This is a genomic window from Streptomyces clavifer (assembly GCF_036345975.1).
Taxonomy (GTDB): Bacteria; Actinomycetota; Actinomycetes; order Streptomycetales; family Streptomycetaceae; genus Streptomyces; species Streptomyces clavifer.
Window position 1 is genome coordinate 74,183 of record NZ_CP107793.1, and the last position, 20,682, is coordinate 94,864.

A 20,682-nucleotide genomic window follows, 5' to 3' on the forward strand; every position below is an offset into this window, starting at 1 on the left:
TTGTACCTCGTCAGCCACGTGAATTCAGCTCCCCGGTGATGGTGTGTCCGATTGCCGTGTGCGTGCCGTGGGCGGCGCGTGCCTGGCGGGTCATTCGAGTTCGTCCAGCAGTGCGAAGAGTTCCTCGTCGCTCGCCGTTTCGAGGTTCTGCTCGTCGTCGGTGTCCTGTGGTCCTCCGGGGCTGCCGGCGGCCTCGGCCGCCTTGAGGAGTTCCTTGAGCCGTGCGGCGATCAGGTTGCGCGTCTCCTGGTCCGGTGCGGCGGCGATGGCCGTCTCCAGACCGGCGAGGGGGGCGAGGACCGGTTCCGCCGGTGAGGCGTCCTCCACGGCCAGTTCGGCCAGGAGGTGGGTGGCGAGCGCCTGCGGGGAGGGGTGGTCGAAGACGAGGGTGGTCGGCAGGCGCAGTCCGGTGGCCCGGCCGAGCTGGTTGCGGAGTTCGACGGCGGTGAGCGAGTCGAAGCCGAGTTCCTGGAAGGCCCGGTCGGCCTCGATGCGGCCGGGGTCCCCGTGTCCCAGGACACCCGCGACCTGGGTGCGTACGAGATCGGTGAGGGTGCGTTCGCGTTCGGCGGGGCCGAGGGAGGCGAGGCGTTGGGCGAGGGGGGCCTCCTGAGGCGTCCCGGTGCTCGCGGCGGTGGTGGCGCGGCGCTTGGCCGGCCCGGCGAGGGCGCGCAGGACGGGGGGCAGTTCGTCGCCTGCGCCGTGCAGGACCGCCGTGTCGAGGCGGGTGACGGCGAGGACGGCCTCGCCGGTGGCGGGGGCCGCGTCGAAGAGGGCCATCGCCTCCTGGGTGGCGAGGGGACGCAGGCCGGCGCGGGCCAGGCGGCGCAGGTCGGTGTCGTCGAGACTGCCGGAGATGGTGCTCGCCTGGGCCCACAGGCCCCAGGCGAGGGACAGTGCGGGCAGGCCGTGGGCGCGGCGGTGGGCGGCTAGGGCGTCCAGGAAGGTGTTGCCGGCCGCGTAGTTGGCCTGGCCCGCGGTGCCGATGAGGCCGGCCACGGAGGAGTAGAGGACGAAGGCTGTGAGGTCCAGGTCCCGGGTGAGTTCGTGCAGGTGCCAGGCGGCGTCGATCTTGGGGCGCAGGACGTTGTCGAGTTGGTCGGGGGTGAGCCGGGCGGCGACGCCGTCGTCGAGGACGCCGGCGGTGTGGACGACGGCGGTCAGCGGGTGCTCGTCGGAGAGGGTGGCGAGGACGCCGGCCAGGGAGTCGCGGTCGGTCACGTCGCAGGCGACGGTCATCGCGTGGGCGCCGAGTGCTTCCAGTTCGGTGCGGAGTTCGGCGGCGCCGGGGGCGTCGGGGCCGCGGCGGCTGAGCAGCAGCAGCCGGCGGGCTCCGTGTTCGGTGACGAGGTGCCGGGCGAGGACGGTGCCCAGGGTGCCGGTCGCGCCGGTGACGAGGACGGTGCCCCGGTCCCATCGGGGTGCCGGGCCTTGGGCCGGCGGGGCGGTGCGGGTGAGCCGGGGGACGGTGAGGGTGTCGCCGCGGACGGCGATCTGGGTTTCCCCGCTGGATACGGCGAGGTCCAGGAGCCGGTCCTCCGCGGCGGTGCGGTCTGTGTCGGTGGGGGCGGGGTCGAGGTCGACGAGGACGATCCGGCCGGGGTTTTCGGTCTGTGCGGAGCGGAGCAGGCCCCAGACTCCGGCGTGGGCCAGGTCGGTGACGTCCTCGGGTCCGGCGGCGACGGCTCCCCGGGTGGTGACGACGAGCCGGGTCCCGGCAAGCCGGTCGTCGGCGAGCCAGTCCTGCACGGTGTCGAGGACCTGTCGTACGGCGGTGCGGGCCCGCTGGGGCAGGGTGTCGTGGTCGCCGGTGACGTCGGGGGCGGGGCCGGATGTCTGCAGGAGGAGTACGGCCGGTGGTGCGGCGCCCGCTTCGAGTGCGTTGTCGAGGGCCCGGGCGTTTCGTGGGCCGGTGCCGTCGGGGACCAGGGCCCAGCCGGTGCGGGCCGGGGCCGTGCCGGTGGTGGGCAGGGGCTTCCAGCCGAGGCCGAACAGGCCGTCGCGTGCGGCGGTGCCGGCGGCGCGGAGTGTTTCCTGGGACAGGGGGCGCAGCAGGAGGGATCTGGCGGTGGCGACGGGGGTGCCGGCGCCGTCGGTGGCGGTGAGGGCGGCGTGGAGGGATTCGTCGCCGGACCGGTTGAGGGAGAGCCGTACCCGCAGGTCGGTCGCTCCGGTGGCGTGCAGGCTCACTCCGGACCAGGAGAAGGGCAGCCAGGAGGGGCCTTCTGGTTCGGTGACGCCGGGGAGCAGTGGGTGCAGGGCGGCGTCCAGGAGGGCGGGGTGGAGGCCGAAGTGCGGGGCGTCGGTGCGGTGTTCCTCGCCGAGGGTGACTTCGGCGAAGAGTTCGTCCTGTGTCTTCCAGAGGCGGTCCAGGCCCTGGAAGGCGTTGTCGTAGCCGTATCCGGCGGTGGCGAGCCGGTCGTAGACGCCGTCGAGGTCCACTTCTGTGGCGTCGGCCGGGGGCCAGGTGGGGAGTCCTTCGGGGGTGGCGGTGGTGGTGGAGAGGCGTCCTTGGGCGTGCAGGGTCCAGGGGTGTTGTGTGTCGTCCTGGTCGGGCCGGGCGTAGACGGCGAGGGGGCGGCCTGTGGTCTCGTCGGGTTCGCCGACGACGAGCTGCAGTTGGACGGCGCCTTGTTCGGGCAGGATCAGCGGTGCGGCGAGGGTCAGTTCGTCGACCGTGTCGCAGTCGGTGTGTTCGGCGGCGCGGAAGGCGAGGTCGAGCAGTGCGGTGGCGGGCAGCAGGACGGTGCCGGCCACCGTGTGGCCTTCCAGCCAGGGGTGTGTGCGGCGGGAGACGCGGCCGGTGAGGAGGTAGGCGTCCCGGTCCGCGACCCGTACGGCCGCGCTGAGCAGGGGGTGGCGGACGCCGTGGAGGCCGAATCCTTCGGCGTCGGCGGGGGTGGCTGCGCCCTCCAGCCAGTAGCGGGTGTGCTCGAAGGAGTAGGTGGGCAGGTCGACGCGGTGGGCGTCGGGGAAGTACGAGGGCCAGTGGGGGCGTGTGCCGCGCAGGACGGCGGTGGTGAGGGCGGCTGCGACGGTGTCGCTCTCGGGTCTGCCCGAGCGCAGGAGGGGGGTGAGGAGGGCGGCTTCGTGGGTGAGGCATTCCTGGGCCATGGCGGTCAGGACGCCGTCGGGGCCGAGTTCCAGGTAGTCGGTCACGCCGAGTTCTTCGAGGTGGCGGACGCCGTCGTGGAAGCGGACCGGCTCGCGGATGTGGGAGGCCCAGTAGTCGGGTGAGGTGAGCTGTTCGGTGGTGGCGAGGACTCCGGTGACGTTGGAGAGGACGGGGATGCGGGGTGGGTGGTAGGTGAGGCACTCGGCGACGGCGCGGAATTCGTCGAGCACTTCGTCCATGTGCGGTGAGTGGAAGGCGTGGCTGACGGGCAGCCGCTTGGTCTTGCGGCCCTGCATGCGCCACAGGGCGCTGATTTCTTCGACGAGGTCCTGGTCGCCTGAGATGACGGTGGAGCGGGGGCCGTTGATTCCGGCGATGGCGACGTTTTCGTAGTCGGCGAGTACGGACCGTACTTCTTCCTCGGAGGCCTGGAGGGCTGCCATTGCGCCGCCCTCGCGTGCCGCCTGCATGAGCCGGCCGCGTTCGGCGACGAGGGTGCACGCGTCGGCGAGGTCCAGGACGCCGGCCAGGTGGGCGGCGGTGACCTCTCCGATGGAGTGGCCGAGGAGGTAGTCCGGGGTGATGCCGTGGTGTTCGGCCAGTCGGAAGAGGGCGACCTCGGTGGCGAAGAGGGCGGCTTGGGTGAAGGCGGTCTGGTCGATGAGGGCCGAGTCCGCTGAGCCTTCGGGGGCGAAGAGGACGTCTTTGACGGGCCGGAACAGTTCGGTGTCCAGGTGCCTGCACACGTCGTCGAGGGCGCTGCGGAAGACGGGGGACGTCTCGTACAGTTCGCGTCCCATGCCGAGCCGCTGGCTGCCTTGTCCGGTGAGCAGGAAGGCTGTTTTGCCGCGGTGGGTGGTGGCGGCGCGTATGACGGAGGGTGTCGGTTCGCCGGCGGTGAGGCGGGCCAGTGCGTCCAGGAGTGTCGTGCGGTCGGTGCCGAGGACGGCGGCGCGGTGTTCCAGGGTGGCGCGGGTGGTGGCCAGGGTGAGGCCGACGTCGGCCGCTTCGAGCTCGGGGTGGTGGGTGAGGTGGTGGTGGAGCCGGTCTGCCTGGCGGCGCAGGGCGTTCTCGTCCTTCGCGGTCAGGATCCAGGGGATGACGGTGCTGTCGGCCGGGGTGCGGGTGGGTGTGGGCGGTGTCGGGGTGTCGGCGGCGAGTTCCAGGACGACGTGGGCGTTGGTGCCGCTGATCCCGAAGGACGATACGGCGGCTCGGGCGGGGCGGCCGGTGGCGGGCCAGGGTGTCGCCTCGGTGAGTAGTCGCACCGCGCCCGCGTCCCAGTCGATGTGGGGGGAGGGGTTTTCGGCGTGCAGTGTCCTGGGGAGGATGCCGTGGCGCATGGCCTGGATCATCTTGATGACGCCGCCGACGCCGGCCGCGGCCTGGGCGTGCCCGATGTTCGATTTGAGGGAGCCGAGGTGGAGGGGGCGGTCCTGGGGGCGGTCCTGTCCGTAGGTGGCGAGCAGGGCCTGTGCCTCGATGGGGTCGCCGAGGCTGGTGCCGGTGCCGTGGGCCTCGACCGCGTCGATGTCGGCGGGGGTGAGGCCCGCGGCGGCCAGGGCCTGGCGGATGACGCGTTCCTGGGCGGGGCCGTTGGGGGCGGTCAGGCCGTTGGAAGCGCCGTCCTGGTTGACGGCGGAGCCGCGCATGACGGCCAGGACCCGGTGGCCGTTGCGGCGGGCGTCGGAGAGTTTCTCCACGAGGAGGAGGCCCGCTCCTTCGGCCCAGCCGGTGCCGGAGGCGTCGGCGGAGAAGGAGCGGCAGCGGCCGTCCTCGGAGAGGCCGCGCTGCCGGGAGAACTCGACGAAGGTGCTGGGGCCGGACATCACGGTGACGCCGCCGGCGAGGGCGAGGTCGCACTCCCCCTGGCGCAGGGCGCCGGCCGCGAGGTGCAGGGCGACGAGGGAGGAGGAGCAGGCGGTGTCGATGGTGAGGGCGGGGCCTTCGAGGCCGTATGTGTAGGCGAGGCGGCCGGAGAGGACGCTGGAGAGGTTGCCGGCGAGCAGGAAGCCCTCGAACTCCTCCGGGCTCTTGGCGAGCCGGGAGGCGTAGTCGTCGTACATGGCGCCGGTGAAGACGCCGGTGCTGGTGCCTCGCAGGAGTGCGGGGTCGATGCCGGCGCTCTCGAAGGTCTCCCAGGCGGTTTCGAGGAGGATGCGCTGCTGGGGGTCGGTGGCGATGGCTTCGCGCGGTGACATTCCGAAGAACGCCGGGTCGAACCGGTCGGCGTCGTGGAGGAATCCGCCGTGGCGGGTGTAGGAGGTGCCGGTCTTCTCCGGGTCCGGGTGGTAGAGGGATTCCAGGTCCCAGCCCCGGTTGTCGGGGAATTCGCTGACGGCGTCGGTGCCTTCGGCGACGAGCCGCCACAGGTCCTGGGGTGAGGTGACGCCGCCGGGGAAGCGGCAGGCCATGCCGATGATGGCGATGGGCTCGTCGGCGGGTGCGGTGGACCGGCGGGCGGGTGCGGTGCTGGTGGCGGGCTTGCGGCCGGCGGCCTGCTGGTGCAGGTGGGCGGCGAGGGCGGCGGGCGAGGGGTGGTCGAAGACGGCGGTGGCGGGCATCCGCAGTCCGGTGGCGGTGTTGAGCCGGTTGCGTAGTTCCACCGCGGCCAGGGAGTCGAACCCGATGTCGTTGAAGGCGCGTTCCGGGTCGATGCTCTGCGGGCTCCCGTGGCCGAGGACGTCGGCGACGATGGTGCGTACGAGGTCCGCGGCGGCGGAACGGCTCTCCTCCTCGGGGAGGGTGGCGAGGTGGCGGACCCATTCGGTGCCGTCGTGCGTTCCCGCGGCCGGCGTTCCCCGGGCGGCCCGTGTGGTGGCGCGGGGGCGGATCAGCCCGCGCAGCAGGGCGGGCGGGTCACCGGCCGCGGTGATACGGAGCCGGGCGAGGTCCAGGAGGGCGGGTACGACCAGGGTGTCGCCGCCGGTGAGGGCGGTGTCGAACAGGGCGAGGCCGGTGTCCGGGTCGAGCGGGTCGATGCCGGCCCGGCTCCAGCGGGCCAGGTCGGCCTGGCCGAGCTGGGCGCCCATGCCGTGGCTGGAGTCCCACAGGCCCCAGGCCAGCGAGGTGGCGGCCAGGCCCTGGGCCCGGCGGTGGGCCGCGAGTGCGTCGAGGTAGGTGTTGGCGGCGGCGTAGTTGGCCTGGCCCGCGGTGCCGATGATGCCGGAGACGGAGGAGAACAGGACGAAGGCGGCCAGGTCCAGGTCGCGGGTCTGCTCGTGCAGGTGCCAGGCGGCGTCGACCTTGGGCCGCAGGACCTTCTCCAGCTGTTGTGGGGTGAGGGATTCGACGGTGGCGTCGTCCAGGACACCGGCGGTGTGCACGATCGCGGTGAGCGGGTGTGCGGGGTCGACGGATGTCAGGAGGGCGGCGACGGCGTCCGGGTCGGCGGCGTCGGCGGCGAGGGTGGTCACCCGGGCGCCGAGTTCGGTGAGTTCGGCGGTGAGCCGGTCGGCTCCGGGGGTGGCGGGTCCGCGTCGGCTGGTGAGCAGGAGGTGGCGTATTCCGTGCCCGGTCACGAGGTGGCGGGCGAGGAGTGCGCCGAGGCCGCCTGTGCCGCCGGTGATGAGGACGGTGCCCTGCGGGTCGGGGCCGGGCGTGGGGACGGGTGCGGGGGTCCGGTCGCGGGTGAGGCGTGGGACGTGGAGTTGTGATCCGCGCAGGGCGAGTTGGGGTTCGCCGGTGGCCAGGGCGGCGGGCAGCAGTTCCTCGGCCTCGGGGGTGCCGTCGACGTCCAGGAGGGTGATGCGGTCGGGGTGTTCGCTCTGGACGGTGCGGAGCAGGCCCCAGAGGGGGGCGGTGGACAGGCCGTCGACGTTTTCGCCGGGGGCGGTGGCGACTGCGCGGGTGGTGACGAACGCGAGGCGGGTGTGGGCGAATCGTTCGTCGGCGAGCCACCGCTGGGTCAGGGCGAGGGCGCGGGCTGCGTTCTCGTGGGCTGCGGCCGGGGCGGGGGGAGCGCCGGCGCCGGTGCGGACGAGGAGGACGTCGGCGTCGGGTCCTTGCGGGTCGGGGAAGGCGTCGGTGCCGGCGGGGAGTTCGGCGATGCGCGGTGCGGGGCCGCCCGGCGGGGCGAGTGAGGGCCAGGCGAGGGTGAAGAGGCCGTCCGTGGTGTCCGCGGGGGCGAGCCGGTCCTTGGCGACGGGGCGCAGCATCAGCGAGTCGATGGTGGCGACGGGAGCGCCGGTGGCGTCGGCCAGGTGCAGGGCGACCGTGTCGGGGCCGGTGTGCCGGATGCGAACGCGCAGGGTGGTGGCGCCGACGGCATGGGTGGTGACCCCGCTCCAGGCGAACGGCAGCCGGATGGTGTCCGGTTCGGTGGTGTCGGCGGTGTCGAGGACGACCGGGTGGAGGGCGGCGTCCAGGAGTGCGGGGTGGATGCCGTAGCCGGCGGCGGCCTCGTGCTGGTCGGCGGGCAGGGCGATGTCGGCGTAGGTGGTGCCGTTCCTGCCGCGCCACAGGGCGCGCAGCCCTTGGAAGGTGGTGCCGTACTCGTAGCCGAGGTCGGTGAGCTGCCCGTAGGTGTCGTCCGGGGGGACGGCTTCCGCGTCCCGGGGCGGCCATTCGAGCAGTTCGTCGAAGGCGGGGTCGGTGGTGGCGGGGGTGTCGGCGAGGGCGCCGGAGACGTGGCGGGTCCAGGTGGTCTGCTCGTCGTCGGTCTCGGGCCGGGAGTGCACGGTGAAGGAGCGGGTGCCTGTGGTGTCGGGGGCGCTGACGGCGACCTGGACGCGGACGGGCCGCTGTTCGGGTAGGGCGAGCGGGGCTTCGAGGGTGAGCTCGAGGAGGTGTTCGGTGCCGGCGGTCCGGCCCGCTGCCGAGGCGAGCTCGATGAACGCGGTGGCGGGTACGAGGACGGTGCCGTGGATGCGGTGGTCGGCGAGCCAGGGGTGGTCGGTCAGCGACAGGCTGCTGGTGAGGACGAGGCCCTCGCCCTCGGCGAGGTCGACGGTGGTGGCCAGGAGGGGGTGGCCGGCCGGGTCGAGTCCGAGGCCTCGGGCGTCGGTGCGGGTCCGGGGCCGGAGCCAGTAGTGGCTGCGCCGGAACGCGTAGGTGGGCAGTTCGACGCGCGAGGCGCCGGGGAAGAGCGATGCCAGGTCGAGGGGGGCGCCGAGGGTGTGGGCGCGGGCGAGGCCGGTGGTGAGGGCGGTGTCCTGGGGGCGGCCGGCCCGCTGGAGGGCGACGGCCTGGGAGGTGCCGGCCAGGAACGCGCCGTCTGCCATCGCGGTGAGGACGGCGTCGGGGCCGACCTCGACGAAGACGGTGACGCCCTCGTCCTCGAGCGTGTGGGTGGCGTCGAGGAAGCGTACGGCTTCGCGTATCTGGCGCACCCAGTAGTCGGGGGTGACGAGGTCGTCGCCGGTGGCCGGCCGGCCGGTGAGGGTGGAGACGATCTGGAGGAGCGGTGCGTGGTAGGTCAGGCCCTCGGCGACGGTTCGGAACTCGTCGAGGATGGTGTCCATGTGCGGTGAGTGGAAGGCGTGGCTGACTGTCAGGCGGCGTGTTCTGCGGCCGCGTTCGCGCCAGAGTGCGGCGAGTGTGTCCGCGGCGTCGGCGTCGCCGGAGATGACGACGGCGTCCGGGCCGTTGACGGCGGCGAGGGTGAGCCGGCCGGCGTAGGGGGTGAGGGTTTCGGCGACCTCGCTCTCCGCGGCCTGGATCGCGAGCATCGCGCCGCCGGGGACCGCCGCCTGCATGAGCCGGCCGCGGGCGGCGACCAGGGTGGCGGCGTCGTCGAGGGAGAGGACCCCGGCGACGTGTGCGGCGGCGAGCTCGCCGATGGAGTGCCCGGCGACGGCATCGGGGACCAGCCCGTGGGCCTGGAGGGTGCGGTGGAGGGCGACCTCGAGGGCGAACAGTGCCGGCTGGGTGGCGCGGGTCTCGTGGAGCAGGGCGGCGCCGGACCCACCGGCATCGGCATCGGTGCCGGTGCCGGTGTCGGTGTCGGTGTCGGTGTCGGTGTCGGTGAACATCACGTCGCGCAGGGGGCGGCCGAGGTCGAGGTGCGGGTCCAGTGCGGCGCACACCTCGTCGAGGGCGGTGGCGAACTCGGAGCGCGACTCGTACAGTTCTCGGCCCATTCCGGGGTACTGGGAGCCCTGGCCGGTGAACAGGAACGCGGTGCGGCCCGCGCGGGCGGCGGATCCGGTGACCAGGTTCGGGGCGTCGGTGGTCCGGCGCAGTGCGTCGAGGCCGTCGAGGAGTTCCGCGGTCGCGGTGCCGGTGACGACGGCCCGCTCGGGCCAGGTGGCGCGGGAGGTGGCGAGGGAGAACCCGATGTCGGCGATGTCCTGGGCGCCGAGCTCCGGGCGGTTGTCCAGGTGGGTGCGGAGTGCTTCGGCCTGGGCTGACAGGGCCGCGCGGTCGGGGGCGGAGAGGGCCCACAGGGCGGGCGTTCGGGAGCCGGTGGTGGTGTCGTCCCGGGGGTGGGCGGGGGTGTCGTCGGGGCGGTCGGGGGTGTCGTTCTCCGGCTGCTCGACGATGACGTGGGCGTTGGTGCCGCTGATGCCGAAGGCGGAGACGGCGGCCCGGCGGGCACGGTCGGTGGCGGGCCATGCGCGGGCCTCGGTGAGCAGTTCCAGTCCGCCGGTGGTCCAGTCGACGTGCGGGGTGGGTGCGGTGACGTGCAGGGTGCGCGGGAGGACGCCGTGGCGGATCGCCTGGACCATCTTGATGACACCGCCGACCCCGGCGGCGGCCTGGGCGTGCCCGATGTTCGACTTGAGGGAGCCCAGGTACACCGGTGTTCGGCCGCTGCGGTCGCTGCCGTAGGTGGCGAGGATCGCCTGTGCCTCGATGGGGTCGCCGAGGCGGGTGCCGGTGCCGTGTGCCTCGACGGCGTCCACGTCGGCGGTGGTCAGGCGGGCGTCGGCGAGGGCCTGGCGGATGACGCGTTCCTGGGAGGGGCCGTTGGGGGCGGTCAGGCCGTTGGAGGCACCGTCCTGGTTGACGGCGGAGCCCCGGATCACGGCGAGGACCTGGTGGCCGTTGCGGCGGGCGTCGGAGAGTTTCTCCACGAGGAGGAGGCCGACGCCCTCGGCCCACGAGGTGCCGTCGGCGTCGGCGGAGAAGGATTTGCTGCGGCCGTCGGCGGCGAGGCCGCGCTGCCGTGAGAACTCCGTGAACATGCCGGGGGCGGACATGATCGTCGCGCCGCCCGCGATCGCGAGGGTCGTCTCGCCCTGGCGCAGCGACCTCACGGCGGTGTGGAGGGCGACGAGGGAGGAGGAGCAGGCGGTGTCGATGGTGAGGGCGGGGCCGACGAGTCCCAGTTGGTAGGCGATGCGTCCGGACATGACGCTGCTGGTGGAGCCGGTGAGCAGGTGGCCCTCGACGCTGGTGGGGGCTTCGTGCAGGCGGGGGCCGTAGTCGAGGGCGGTGGCTCCGACGAAGACGCCGGTGCGGCTGCCGCGCAGGGTGTCCGGGTCGATGCCGGCGCGCTCGACGACCTCCCAGGAGGTCTCCAGGAGGAGGCGCTGCTGGGGGTCCATGGCGAGGGCCTCGCGGGGCGAGATCCCGAAGAACGCGGCGTCGAAGAGGGCGGCGTCGTGCAGGAAGCCGCCTTCGTGCACAGAGCTCTTGCCGGAGCGCTCGGGGTCCTGGTCGTACAGGTCGGGTTCCCAGCCGCGGTCGGCGGGGAAGCCGGAGATGGCGTCTTTGCCGTCGGCCACGAGCCGCCACAGGTCCTCGGGCGAGGAGATGCCGCCGGGGTAGCGGCAGGCCATGGCGATGATGGCGATGGGTTCGTCGTCGTGGAGCGGGGTGGCGGGGTGCTGTTCGTCGGTGGTGGCGGAGCCGGTCAGTTCGGCCTCGATGTACGCGGTGAGTGCGGCGGGGGTCGGGTGGTCGAAGAGGAGGCCGCCGGGCAGGCGCAGGCCTGTGGCGGTCGCGAGCCGGTCTCTGAGTTCGACGGACATCAGGGAGTCGAAGCCGAGGTCCTTGAAGGAGTGCCGGGCGTCGGGGCGGTTGTCCTTGTCGTGTCCGAGGACGGCGGCGATGTGGGCGGCGGTCAGGCCGGTGACGGAGTGGGTGCGGTCGGCCTGGGACATGGTGGCGAGCCGGCGGCCGAGTTCGCCGTGGGGGGCGGGGGGCTCGGTGGGTGTGCTCGCCGGGAGGGCGGGGGCCGTTGTCCTGTCGGTGGGGCCGGGTTCGAGCCAGTAGCGTTGGCGTTGGAAGGCGTAGGTGGGCAGCGGTACCCGACGGGCACCGGTCCCCGCATACAGGGCCCGCCAGTCCACCGGCACACCCCGCGTGAACAGGGACCCCACCGCCGACAGCAGCGACACCACCTCGTCACGGTCCCGGCGCAACGCCGGAACCGCACCCTGCGCCAGCACCGACAGCACCGCGTCGGGCCCGATCTCCAGAAACGACGTCACTCCCTGAGCGGCCATCGTGTCGACCGCGTCAGCGAAACGCACCGTCCCACGCACCTGATCCACCCAGTACCCCGCCGACCGCAGGTCCTCACCCACCGCGACCCGGCCCGTCAGCGTCGACACCACACCCACCCGCGGCACCCCGAACGAAACCCCCGCCAACGCAGCCCCGAACTCCTCCAACATCGGATCCATCAACGGCGAATGAAACGCATGACTCACCCGCAACCGCCTCGACCCGAAACCCCTCCCCTCAAGCTCCGCCACCACCTCCAACACACCGGCCTCCACACCCGAGACCACCACCGACCCCGCACCATTCACCGCAGCAACAGCAACCCCGGCCCGACCCCCCAGCACAGCCAGAACCTCCTCCTCCCCCGCCCGGACCGCGACCATCGCCCCACCCACCGGCAACGCCTGCATCAACCCCGCCCGCGCCACCACCAACCCCACCGCATCCTCGAGCGACAACACCCCCGCCACATGAGCCGCCACCACCTCACCCACCGAATGCCCCACCACAAAATCAGGACACACACCCCACGACTCCACCAAACGAAACAAAGCAACCTCCACCGCGAACAACGCCGGCTGAGCCCACCCCGTCTCATCCAGACCCACACCCGACACAATCACCCCACGCAACGAACCACCCAAAACCTCATCAAACAACCCACACACCTCATCAAACACCCCCGCAAACACCGGAAACACCCCACACAAACCCACCCCCATCCCCACCCGCTGCGCACCCTGACCCGTAAACAGAAAACCCAACCGACCGTCCTCAACCGCCCCCGTCACCACACCGGCGCCGGGTTCGCCCTCGATGAGGGAGTCGAGGCCCGCGAGGAAGGTCTCCTCGCTTTCCGCCAGGACGACGGCGCGTGTGTCGAAGGCGGTGCGGGTGGTCAGCAGGGACCAGCCGACGTCGGCGGGCTCCGCCTCGCTCGTGGGGGCGAAGGTGCGCAGCTTCCGGGCCTGGGCGCGGAGCGCTTCGGTGTCCCGGCCGGAGAGGACCCAGGGCAGGACGGCCGGGGCCTCGCCGGTTCCGGCGTCACCGGCTGCGGCGTCACCGGTTCCGGCAGCCGCGGCCGGGGCATCGGCGGTGGGTGCCCGGTCGGGGGCGGGGGCCTCCGTGAGGACGATGTGGCAGTTGGTGCCGCCCATGCCGAAGGAGGACACTCCCGCGACCAGCGGGTGGTCGGGGTGCGGCCAGGGTCCGAGCTCGCGCGGTACGCGGAGGCCGAGTCCGTCGAGGTCGATGGCCGGGTTCGGGGTCTCGAAGTTGAGGCTGGCGGGGATCTCGCGGTGTGTCAGGCTCAGGAGGGCCTTGAGCAGGCCGACCATGCCGGCGGCCCCTTCCAGGTGTCCCACGTTGGTCTTGGCCGAGCCGACGACCAGAGGGTCGCCCGGCGCGCGGTGGGAGCTGAAGACGTCTCCGAGCGCGGCGGCCTCGATGGGGTCGCCGACGGGGGTGCCGGTGCCGTGCAGCTCGACGTACTGGACTTCGGAGGGACTTATTCCGGCCTTTTCGTAGGCCTCCCGCAGGACCTGGCGCTGGGCCTCGCGGCTGGGCACGGTCAGTCCGGGTGTGGCGCCGTCGTTGTTGACCGCGCTGCCCCGGATGACGCCGTAGATCCGGTCGCCGTCGGCTTCCGCCCGGGCCAGGGGCTTCAGGATGACGGCTCCGCCGCCCTCGCCCCGTACGAAGCCGTTGGCGCGGGCGTCGAAGGTGTAGGCGGTGCCGTCCGGTGAGAGGCCGCCGAAGCGCTCCTCGGTCACGGCGCTCTCGCCGAGGATGTTGAGGTTGATGCCCGCGGCTATCGCGGTGCTGGACTCCCCCGAGCGCAGCGACTCGCAGGCCAGGTGCACGGCTACCAGGGAGGAGGACTGGGCGGCGTCGACGGTGAGGCTCGGTCCGCGCAGACCCAGGTGGTAGGAGACGCGGTTGGCGATGATGCCGCGGTTGAGGCCCGTCATCGAGTGCTGGGTGATGGCCTGTTCGCCGTACTGGCCGGCGAGGCTGGTGTAGTCGTCGCGCAGGGTGCCGACGAAGACGGCCGTGCGGGAGTCGCGCAGCCGGGCGGGGACGGTTCCGGCGTCCTCCAGGGCTTCCCAGGCCAGTTCGAGGACGAGTCGCTGCTGCGGGTCCATGGCGGCGGCCTCGCGGGGGGAGATCGCGAAGAAGCCGGCGTCGAAGTCGCCGATGCCGTCGATGAATCCGCCGCGGCGGATCCCTGCGCCGGCCTGTGGTTCCGCGGTGTTCCAGCGTCCGGGCGGCGCGGCGGTGATCGCGTCGGTGCCGTTGCGCAGCATCTGCCAGAAGTCGGCCGGGCCCAGGGCCATGGGGAGCCGGCAGGACATGCCTATGACGGCGACGTCCCCCTCGCCGTCTCGCGGCGTGTGGCTCTCCACAGAATTGCGATTAGTCGTCATGGCGCTCGGCTGCCCTTTCTGACTGATATCGAAGCGGCCTGAGTATCCCGGATATGGAAGCCCGCATGGTGACCTTAGGATCGGCCGCTCTGTTTCTTCTCAATACCTGGTCACGTGTGGGTAACCGGCCGGTTCGGGTGGCCCGTTACTTGTCGGTGGGCGACCGGTGAGGTCCACCCGTTACATTCTGAACAGATCTGCGTGAAACTCCTCGAATTCCCGGGAGTAATGCCGGAAGAAAGCAGGAATGGTCTCACCATGAGTAATCTGACCAGCGATGTCGCACAGCACACCGCGCTGTACGAGGCGGCCTTCAACGCGGGCGACGCCGACGCCGTGAACGCGATGTACACCGATGAGGCCGTCGCGGTCTGGGAGCCGGGCAAACCGCTCACGGGCCAGGCCCGGAAGGACGCGGTCAAGGAGTTCCTGGCCCGTTCTCCGAAGATGAGCGCCAAGCCGCGCCAGACGTTCGTGACCGGAGACACCGCGCTCCTGATCGTGGACTGGTCCATCGCCACGGTGGACGGCTCGGGCAGCCCCGAGCTGCTGACGGGGGTCGGTGTCGACGTGCTGCGCAAGGGTGCGGACGGCAACTGGCGCTACGCCATCGACGAGCCGTACGGCGAGCAGAAGTAACCCGTGCGGCTCCGTGCCCGGCACGGGGTCGCCCCCAACCCAAGGAAATGGTGTCGCAGACCATGAGCATTCCCGGTATCACGGTCGACTTCGATGTCGACAACCCCGACCTGACCGCGGACGCGGATACTCAGAACGAGATCTTCATCCAGCTCTTCAATTCCGGTGACGGAGCGCTGTTTGATCTCCTCTACCGTGACGACGCGATATCGAACTTCTCCGGCTCTCCGCTCACCGGGAAGGAGCGTCTGGAGTTCTTCAAGGAGTTCCTCGCGCCGAAGCCTTTCCTCAAGGCGGAGATCACGCACGCGTACGTGGCCGGCGACGTGGCCCTGATCGGCGTGAAGTTCAGCGTCGACAGCACGGGTCCCGACGGTGAGCCCGTCCGTATCGAAGGCAACTGCACCGACGTGCTCCGTCTCGGTGATGACGGCCGCTGGCTCATGTCCATCGACCGTCCGGTCGCCGGCACCCTGCTCCCCGAGTAGGTCCCCCTTCTCCCGGCCTGCCCGGTCCTTCCCCCTCGGGCAGGCCGGGTTCCGGATTCCGGACCGTCCGGCGGGTGGTCCTTTCAAGACGAATTCGATCAGCGCCGTGAGAAAACCGTCGCTGCGGTTCATTACGCTGGACGTTCTTGAAGGGCCGTCAGCGGCGCCCCAGGCATCCACGGAGTACACATGGCTAAGCAGGAACGCGCCGTCCGTACGCGGGCGGCGGTGCTCCGGTCCGCAGCGGAGATCTTCGACACGGACGGTTTCGTATCGGCTTCCCTCTCCTCCATCTCCCACCGGGCCGGGGTGAGCAGTGGGGCCCTCCACTTCCACTTCGCCAACAAGGGCGCGCTGGCGGCGGCCATCGAGAAGTCGGCCGAGCAGCGGCTGTGGAACATCACCGGTCCGACCCCGGACGGGTTCGACGGGCCCGGGTCCCCGGGTGGCGTCGACGTGATCCACAACCTGGTGGAAACCTCCCACCAGCTCTTCGACGGGCTGCACAGCGACGTCATCCTGCGCGCCGGGTTCACGCTGGGCTGCGAGCCCTCGTGGCCCAGCCTGGTCGACCTGCGCGGCCAGTGGCAGGACTGGATCGGCGGCACGCTGCGGCACGCGGCGGAGATCGGCGCGCTCGCCGACGGGACCGAGGCGGAGGACGTCGCCACCGTCGTGACGGCGTCGACCGTCGGCTTCGAGGCCCTGGGCCGCAGGGACCCCACCTGGCTGTCGCAGCAACGGATCGCCCGGTTCTGGCAGTTCATGCTCCCCCGTCTGGTGCCCTCGGGTACCGGCCCGCAGAAAGGGACGTAGTGGATAGCACGTGGTTCAGACGCTTCGGAACGGCCCGTGAGGACACCGTGCGGTTGGTGTGTTTCCCGCACGCGGGGGGCGCGGCCAGCGCGTTCCTTCCCCTGTCGCGGGCGCTCGGCGGGCACCTGGACGTGCTGGCCGTCCAGTACCCGGGCCGTCAGGACCGGCGGCGGGAGGAGCCGTACCACAGCATCGCCGCGCACGCCGACGCCCTCGCGGAGGTCATGGAGCCGCTGACCGAGGGCCCCTACGCCCTGTTCGGGCACAGCATGGGGGCGGTCCTCGCCCACGAGACGGCCCGCCGCCTGGTCACCGCCGGGCGGCCGGAGCCCCGCAGGGTGTTCCTCTCCGGGCGGGGCGCGCCCTCGCCGCTGCCCGGCGCGCACGACCGGCTGGGCAGTGACACGGAGATCCTGGCCGCGGTGGGTGCTCTCGGCGGGACCGGCCGCGCGGTCCTCGACGACCCCGAACTGCTCGCCATGGTGATGCCGGCGCTGCGCGCGGACTACGGCGCCCTGGGCACGTACCACTGGGGCGGCGGCTCCCCGCTGAGCTGTCCCCTCACCGTCCTGGTCGGCGACGCGGACCCGGTGGTGGGTGTCGCCGAGGCGGCGGCCTGGCGCGGTCACACCACCGGCGGTTTCGACCTGCGGGTCCTGTCCGGTGGCCACTTCTACCTGGACGACCGTACCGACGACGTCCGCGACATCATCACGACCAGCCTGCTCGTCGCGGGCTCCCCGGCGTGATCCTCCGCCGGGAGCGGGTCTGACCGCGCGCCTTTCAACGGGCGGCGGGCGGTGCGTCCTTGCTGTTCAGTGCCAGGGGGAGCGTCCGCAACGGCGGGTCCTCCCCAGCAGGGCGGGCTCCGGGCTCCGGCGAGGTCTGTCACGCCCCGGCCCGGTGGTGACCGCCGTCGGTCTGCGGTCCGTGGAGTCCTCGCCGTCCACCCCGAACCGGACGCAGGGACGTGAGAGCCGTTCCACTCGACAACCGGAGGACATGATGCGCGACGACACGTACGACGCCGACCTCGGCCACGCGTTCCCCAAGGGCCTGGCGCACGTCCTGCGGTATCCGCCTCTGCAGCTCGCCGGCGCGGAGGACGAGTCCGGCGAGCCCCACATCGTGCGGGGTATCGACTGACCTGCCAGTGGTGGGAGGCGCCCGGTCGGTTCCCCACCGGGCGCCTCCCACCGCCCGCCCGGTGGGGCCGGGGCGGCGCGCGGTGGGCGACGGCCCGGCCGTCCCGGGCCGGGCCGTCCTGTTGCGTCAGGCCTCCACCGCCGTGCCGGTGAGACCGGCACCGTCGTGGGTGCGGAAGAGCCGGCAGGCGCCCCGCAGACCTCGTTCCAGCTGGTCGGTCTCTGTGTCGGTCAGGTACAGCGAAGGCTCGAACCGGAGCGTGTTCACGGCGCTCGCGGTCGGGAAGGTCCGGATCCGGTGCTCGCGCATCAGGTATCCGGCCACCGTGTAGCCCAGCAGGGGGGCGCTCTCGCGGATGGCCTCGGAGCCGGATCCGGACTGGTCGTGGAACTCCAGGCCGAGCATCAGGCCCCTCCCCCGCACGTCCTTCACCACGTCGGGGAAGTCGGCGCGCACCGCCGCCAGCATCCCGAGCAGTTTCTCGCCGCGCTCGCGCACCACACGGTACGCGGCGCCGTCATCGGCCTCGAGGATCTCCAGGACCTTCTTCGAGAGGAAGCACGAGAAGGCGTCCTTCGCGAAGGTGGAGCTGTGCACCAGCTCGAACTCGGAGCGATAGCGGGACTGGTGGGCGAGCATGACGGACGTCTTCGCTATTCCGCCGCCCAGGCTCTTGGCGAGCACGTAGTAGTCACCACGCAGGCCCAGCGCCGAACTCGCCAGGAAGTCGCCGCTCCGGCCCATCCCGCTCTGTACTTCGTCGACGACGACCGGGCAGTCGGCCTCGGCACAGGCCCGCTGGATCTCCTGCGCGAATTCCTCGGTGAGGACGCGGATCCCGCCCTCGCCCTGGATCGGCTCCAGGACGAGGGCGCAGAAGACCGGGGAGTCCCGCTCGATGACCGACACCGTGTCGCGCTCGACGACCAGGTCGAACACGGTCGCCCGCTCACTCTCGAAGATCGCCTTGAGCGCCTGCGGGCTGTCCGCGGAGATGAACCGGGCGGGTGCCCCCAGTGCGGCGAAGGGGGCCCGGTAGCCCTCGTTGTGGGTGAGCTGGACGCTGCCGACCAGCTTGCCGTGGAACCCGCCCTCCAGGGCCAGGAGTACGGGCGGGCGGGCGGTCTGCTCGGCGTTGTGCCGTTCGACCGCGCTCGCCAGCGCCTCGAATCCGGCTGTCCCGGGCCGGGCGTCCACACCGGCGAGGCGGTACGCCTGCGGTGCGACGCCGGCTCCGCCGGCCACCGCGGCACGGGCGGCGGCCAGGTTCTCCTCGAGCCGCCCGCGGAGCTCGGCGAGCCGGAGCCCGCGGTCGAGTTCGGCGTGCTTGATCGCCGCCTCCACCGCCTCGGCACCGGTGTTGGCGAAGATGGCGGAGTAGTTGTCCTCCGTGCCCAGCTCGCGCTGGATGATCCGGTTGAGCGCGACGGCGACGTCGTTCGCGTACGGATGGCGGGAGAACTGCGCGTGCACCGGCGTCCCGGCCGCGAGGAGCTGCTGCGCGTACGTCGTGATCTCCGGATGGTTGTGTCCCAGGATGAGGGAACCGTACCCGCCCGCGAAATCGAGTACGGGAATCTCTTCGCCGCTCGCCCCGAGATAATAGAGAGTGTTTCCTTCGGCCCGCACGTATTCGACATCGAGGCCGAGCGAGGCCAGCCAACCGAGCAGATAAGGTTCCGCGAGCTGCGGATCAGCGGAGACGTTATTCATTTCACCCCTTATGGAGAGTGCACCTGACCGAAACGCCCAGAGCCTAACCACGGGGCACTCATCCGCTCGTGAACCGGCGCTCATGGAACGGTAATCCGGCACTCCCCCGCGCACGGCTGAGCGGACAGTTACTCGACAATGCCCCGCCCGAAGGGATCCCCTCGTACATTCCTCCTCATGGATTACATGAAAGGCGCGGCATGAATTCTGTATCCACTGGCGTCGCCGTTTCCCGGGGGCCCGCGGCGAATCCCGTCCCCCTGCGCGAGGTCATGTCCCTGTTCGCGACCGGTGTCACCGTGCTGTCCGTCGGTGGTGAGGACATCCACGGCATGACGGCGAACGCCTTCACGTCGGTCTCCCTCGACCCTCCGTCCGTCCTGTGCTGTGTCGCGCACAGTGCGGTCATGTACAAGGCGATCACTTCCGCCGGCCATTTCGGCGTCTCGATCATGGAGGCCGGACAAGAGGGTCTGGCCCGCTTCTTCGCCGACAAGAAGCGCCCTCTGGGGCCCAGCCAGTTCACCGGTGTCGACTGGGTCCCGGGCCCACGGACGGGTGCGCCGCTCCTGAGCGGGTCGCTGGCCTGGCTGGAGTGCGAGCTGTCCGCCGCTCACGACATAGGCGACCACACCGTGTTCATCGGCGACGTGGTCGCCTCGAGCCGCGGCGACGGGGCGGACGGGCTGGTCTTCTTCGGCGGCGCGTTCCACCGCGCGGACGCCCCCTCCCGATGATCTCCGAGGCCGCGGTCGGCGGCTTGGAGTCCGTCATCGGCCCCGGTTTCGCCGAGGCGCTGCAGCAGGGACTCGTCCGTGTGGCGCAGCAGGCGTCCTCCGCGCCGTCCGGGTCGCACGTCGCTCGGCAGCTGGCGTCCCGGAATCCGGCGAGTCCTGTCGGGGGGCCCGGCCCCGAGTGCCTGGACGCGGTGCTGCGCCGGTTCGAGTCTGCGCTCCCGGCCACGCTGAACAAGGCGGTCCGCTGGGACAGTTCGGTGCGGCAGGCCCTGAACGACCGGGCCCGGGCCGTCCTGGCAGCCGCTTTCGGCACGGAGCCCGCAGCCGGCGGGGGCGGGTTGCCCGACCCGCCGGTGAAGCTGGCGCCCCATCACCACGCGGCGGCGGCGGTCCTGCTCATGGAGTGCGCCATGCTGCAGATGATGGAGAGCGGCCGTCTCGACGAGGGGGCTGTGCGGGTCCTCGGCGAGGCGGCCCGGCGGGCGGGCGAGAGCGAGGGCCGGGCGAACCAGTCCGAGTGCTGCTGGCAGGAGCAGCGCCGTATCTCCCGTGAGCTGCACGATGATGTCGCCGACGGTGTCATCGCGGCCCGTGAGGCCCTGGAGGAGTGCGAGGGGCTGCTGGATCCGGTCGCCGCCGGGCGGGTCGCGGCGGCCCGGGACGCGCTGCGGGGTACGGACGCGCGGCTGCGGGACCTCGTCGGCGGTGTGCGCGAGCGGTCGGTCGTCCCGCCGCTCGACGTGGCGCTGCGGGAGTTCGCGGTCGGTTCCGCTCCGGGCGGGGTCCAGGTCAGTGTGAGGGTGACGGGTGACGAGGGCCTGATACCCGATGTGGGGCGCCGGGACCTGTACTTCACCGCCCGGGAGGCGCTGCGGAACTGCTTCGCGCATTCGGGTGGTGGGCGTGTGAGGGTCTTTGTGCGTTCCACCCGCTGGTGGGCGTACGCGCGTGTCGAGGACGACGGGCGTGGATTCGACGTCGAGCGGGTGCTGCGGCCCGGCCATTGCCATCAGGGGTTCCGTTCGATGACGGAGCGGATGGAGGATGCCGGCGGCCGGTTGACCGTGAGCAGTTCACCGGGGCGTGGGACCCATGTGGAAGCGCATCTGCCGCTTCAGCCGTACCGGCACGGGGCTCGGACGGGTCCGTCTTCTGGTTGAGCCCTCTTGTGTGGAGTCCGGTCCGGATGCGCCATCAGACAGGTATGT

9 protein-coding genes are annotated in these 20,682 nt (G+C 71.9%); 7 read left to right on the forward strand and 2 right to left on the reverse strand.

Annotated elements, in window-relative coordinates:
* Positions 1-90: 90 nt before the first annotated feature.
* Complete coding sequence (locus OG927_RS00315; RefSeq protein ID WP_330319468.1) at positions 91-13,935, reverse strand: type I polyketide synthase; 13,845 nt, start codon at positions 13,933-13,935, stop codon at positions 91-93.
* 258 nt (positions 13,936-14,193) lie between these two features.
* Here OG927_RS00315 and OG927_RS00320 point away from each other — a divergent pair, with 258 nt between their 5' ends.
* The 5 genes from OG927_RS00320 to OG927_RS00340 all read left to right on the forward strand — a co-directional run bounded on the left by OG927_RS00320 (position 14,194) and on the right by OG927_RS00340 (position 17,024).
* Positions 14,194-14,574, forward strand: coding sequence for a YybH family protein (locus OG927_RS00320; RefSeq protein WP_056793629.1), 381 nt, complete (start codon positions 14,194-14,196; stop codon positions 14,572-14,574).
* A gap of 62 nt (positions 14,575-14,636) precedes the next feature.
* Positions 14,637-15,062 (forward strand): YybH family protein, encoded by a 426-nt coding sequence (locus OG927_RS00325; RefSeq protein ID WP_056793630.1) that lies wholly within the window; start codon positions 14,637-14,639, stop codon positions 15,060-15,062.
* Positions 15,063-15,251: 189 nt separating this feature from the next.
* Positions 15,252-15,878: a ScbR family autoregulator-binding transcription factor gene (locus OG927_RS00330; RefSeq protein ID WP_056793628.1), complete on the forward strand. Its 627-nt coding sequence runs from the start codon at positions 15,252-15,254 to the stop codon at positions 15,876-15,878.
* A 47-nt stretch (positions 15,879-15,925) separates the two neighbouring features.
* A complete protein-coding gene (locus tag OG927_RS00335; protein WP_330319469.1) occupies positions 15,926-16,627 on the forward strand; it encodes a thioesterase II family protein in 702 nt (233 codons plus the stop codon).
* 256 nt (positions 16,628-16,883) lie between these two features.
* On the forward strand, positions 16,884-17,024 hold the full coding sequence (locus tag OG927_RS00340) for a hypothetical protein (protein ID WP_164494264.1): 141 nt from the start codon (positions 16,884-16,886) through the stop codon (positions 17,022-17,024).
* Positions 17,025-17,150: 126 nt separating this feature from the next.
* Here OG927_RS00340 and OG927_RS00345 read toward each other — a convergent pair whose 3' ends face one another.
* Positions 17,151-18,737, reverse strand: coding sequence for an aspartate aminotransferase family protein (locus OG927_RS00345; protein ID WP_330319470.1), 1,587 nt, complete (start codon positions 18,735-18,737; stop codon positions 17,151-17,153).
* Between the two features lie 200 nt (positions 18,738-18,937).
* On the opposite strand from OG927_RS00345, the gene OG927_RS00350 reads away from it, so the two are divergent.
* Both OG927_RS00350 and OG927_RS00355 read left to right on the forward strand, forming a co-directional pair.
* Positions 18,938-19,474 (forward strand): flavin reductase family protein, encoded by a 537-nt coding sequence (locus tag OG927_RS00350; protein ID WP_330319471.1) that lies wholly within the window; start codon positions 18,938-18,940, stop codon positions 19,472-19,474.
* Positions 19,471-20,634: a sensor histidine kinase gene (locus OG927_RS00355; RefSeq protein ID WP_124283581.1), complete on the forward strand. Its 1,164-nt coding sequence runs from the start codon at positions 19,471-19,473 to the stop codon at positions 20,632-20,634. Before OG927_RS00350 ends, OG927_RS00355 begins: the two co-directional genes overlap by 4 nt.
* Positions 20,635-20,682 lie beyond the last annotated feature (48 nt).

Coding starts and splice junctions, on each gene's coding strand:
- OG927_RS00315 (WP_330319468.1), bottom strand. CDS start 13,935: ATGACGACTAATCGCAATTCTGTGGAGAGCCACACGCCGCGAGACGGC.
- OG927_RS00320 (WP_056793629.1), top strand. CDS start 14,194: ATGAGTAATCTGACCAGCGATGTCGCACAGCACACCGCGCTGTACGAG.
- OG927_RS00325 (WP_056793630.1), top strand. CDS start 14,637: ATGAGCATTCCCGGTATCACGGTCGACTTCGATGTCGACAACCCCGAC.
- OG927_RS00330 (WP_056793628.1), top strand. CDS start 15,252: ATGGCTAAGCAGGAACGCGCCGTCCGTACGCGGGCGGCGGTGCTCCGG.
- OG927_RS00340 (WP_164494264.1), top strand. CDS start 16,884: ATGCGCGACGACACGTACGACGCCGACCTCGGCCACGCGTTCCCCAAG.
- OG927_RS00345 (WP_330319470.1), bottom strand. CDS start 18,737: ATGAATAACGTCTCCGCTGATCCGCAGCTCGCGGAACCTTATCTGCTC.
- OG927_RS00350 (WP_330319471.1), top strand. CDS start 18,938: ATGAATTCTGTATCCACTGGCGTCGCCGTTTCCCGGGGGCCCGCGGCG.
- OG927_RS00355 (WP_124283581.1), top strand. CDS start 19,471: ATGATCTCCGAGGCCGCGGTCGGCGGCTTGGAGTCCGTCATCGGCCCC.